Annotated in this window: 3 protein-coding genes; 2 read left to right on the forward strand and 1 reads right to left on the reverse strand. The window is 34.7% G+C overall.

Annotated features, from left to right (window positions below):
- Positions 1-255: transposase (locus STRDD10_RS06505; RefSeq protein WP_197458312.1), on the forward strand; the 255-nt coding region annotated here is incomplete at its 5' end.
- A 98-nt stretch (positions 256-353) separates the two neighbouring features.
- Here STRDD10_RS06505 and lepB read toward each other — a convergent pair.
- On the reverse strand, positions 354-911 hold the full coding sequence (gene lepB, locus STRDD10_RS06510; protein WP_067194104.1) for a signal peptidase I: 558 nt from the start codon (positions 909-911) through the stop codon (positions 354-356).
- 148 nt (positions 912-1,059) lie between these two features.
- On the opposite strand from lepB, the gene STRDD10_RS06515 reads away from it, so the two are divergent.
- Positions 1,060-2,250 carry a cation diffusion facilitator family transporter gene (locus STRDD10_RS06515; RefSeq protein WP_067194106.1) on the forward strand — a complete coding sequence of 397 codons (1,191 nt, stop codon included), beginning with the start codon at positions 1,060-1,062 and terminating at the stop codon, positions 2,248-2,250.
- Positions 2,251-2,337 lie beyond the last annotated feature (87 nt).

Below are 2,337 nucleotides of genomic sequence, written 5' to 3' on the forward strand. Positions count from 1 at the left end.
ATTCAAGAAAACTTAAAGGACGTCAATCATTACTTTCAAACTGTCTTTAGAACTTTTCTTAAATACAAACAATACATCATAAACGCACTAGAAACGGACTATTCAAACGCGAAACTTGAAGCGACTAACAAGTTGATTAAAGACATCAAACGCTTGGGTTTCGGTTTTAGAAACTTCATCAACTTTAAGAAGCGTGTCTTCATTACTCTAAACATCCAAAAAGAGAAGACCTATCCGGTCCTCTCTAGATGTTAGCTTTTCTTCAACCCACTACAGTTGACAATGAACCTTAAAAATAGGAAGTCACATCACATGTGGATCTTTATTTTTTAAAACTGCTGGACTTTTATCTACTAGTTGTTTTTTAAAAAACCAAACTTACTTAACGGCGACAAACGAAAACCAACTACTCCTTCAATTTGATTTTTCTTAATCAAACCAAAACTCCGACTATCTTTATTATTGCGTCGATTGTCATTTAATATCAAAAACTGACCATCTGGGATTTCCTTCATATCTGACTGAGTTAAGGTCTCTAATGTAAAATCCTCCGTGAAGTAACCTGCATTTTCTGTTTTATTGAGATAATTCTCTTTTAAGGCTAGTAAATAGGCTTCTGCATGGGCTTCATGATTGACATAAAGAACATTATCCATACTTGCCACATAGTCCTTAGACTTTCCAATAACTCGTCCAATATAAGTTTTACCGTCAACTTCGTATAGTACTAAGTCATCACGCTCTGGTTCTTCTAATCGATAAGCTAAAATATGATCTCCTGCTGATAATACTAAATTTTCATCTTGAGCCTTTACTTGATAAGGTGTCAAAACATACAACCGTAGTATTACAACCATGACAACAGCGATTAGAGCGATAATAACATTTCGAATTAAATCCCTTTTTAACATAGTTCCTCACTAATCTGTTTCAATCTCTTACTAAACTTTCTAATATTATAACACGTTATTTGAAAAAAAGGGAAAAATAAGCTATAATAGTTTGTTTCATCAGGTGAAAATAACGAAAACCAAATAAAAACAAAGATGGAGAGTAACCGTGAACAGTGCACAAAATAATCTAAAATTAGCTGAAAGAGGAGCTATCATCAGCATAATAGCCTACTTAGTCTTATCTGCTGCCAAACTAGCTACTGGCCATCTCCTTTCCTCCTCCAGCTTAGTCGCAGATGGTTTTAATAACCTTTCTGATATCATCAGTAATGTTGCTCTTCTTATTGGGATAAGACTAGCACGTCAACCTGCAGACCGTGACCATAAATTCGGACATTGGAAAATTGAAGATTTAGCAAGTCTTATTACGTCTATTATCATGTTCTATGTTGGTTTTGATGTTTTAAGAGATACCATTCAAAAGATTTTAAGTAATCAAGAAGTTATCATTGATCCACTGGGGGCTATAGTTGGATTTTTATCTGCTATCGTTATGTTTTGCGTCTATCTCTACAACCGGGCTCTTGCAACTAAAGCCAATTCTAAAGCCTTACAATCTTCTGCTAAGGACAATATATCTGACGCAGTGACTTCCCTTGGAACATCCATCGCTATCGTTGCTAGTGCTCTGAACTATCCTTTGGTAGATAAACTAGTTGCTATTATCATTACATTTTTTATTCTAAAAACAGCTTATGATATTTTCATAGAGTCCTCCTTCAGCCTATCAGATGGTTTTGATGAAAGTCTTCTAGCTGACTATGAAAAAGCCATCATGGAAATTCCAAAAATCAGTCGTGTGAAATCACAACGGGGTCGCACCTATGGTAGTAACATCTACCTTGATGTCGTCCTAGAAATGAATCCAGACTTGTCTGTCTATGAAAGTCATGCTATCACTGAAAAGGTCGAGCAACTTTTAAAAGAAAAGTTCAATGTTTTTGACATTGATGTCCATGTTGAACCAACTTCAATTCCCGAAGATGAAATTTTAGATAATGTTCTTCTAAAATTGAAAACTTATGAACAACGCCTCTATGCTCAGCAAGAATACCAGACTCTCCTAGCTGACAATTTCACCCTTATTAACGAATTTGGACAAGAAAGTCATAAAAAAGAGCTTTTGCAAACTCAAGAACAAAATCAAATTCAATTCTCACATTTTGAAATTGAATCCATCAGTCAAAAAACAAAATTAGTTCGTTATGAACTATCTGGTCAAATTCACACCAGTATTTGGCGTAGACATGAAATCTGGCAGAAAGTTTTTCATCAAATTACTAGTAAAAAAGAATAGGGAAAGTTTGCTATACCTGCTTTATCCACAGCTTAAAGGACTGTTTATACTCAACCATTTTCAAAAAACAACCTTGTCCATTGTCTG

This window comes from Streptococcus sp. DD10, from assembly GCF_001578805.1.
Lineage (GTDB): Bacteria > Bacillota > Bacilli > Lactobacillales > Streptococcaceae > Streptococcus.

What these genes read in the sequence shown, in the direction of transcription:
- lepB (WP_067194104.1), bottom strand. Translation starts at nt 911, where the DNA reads ATGTTAAAAAGGGATTTAATTCGAAATGTTATTATCGCTCTAATCGCT.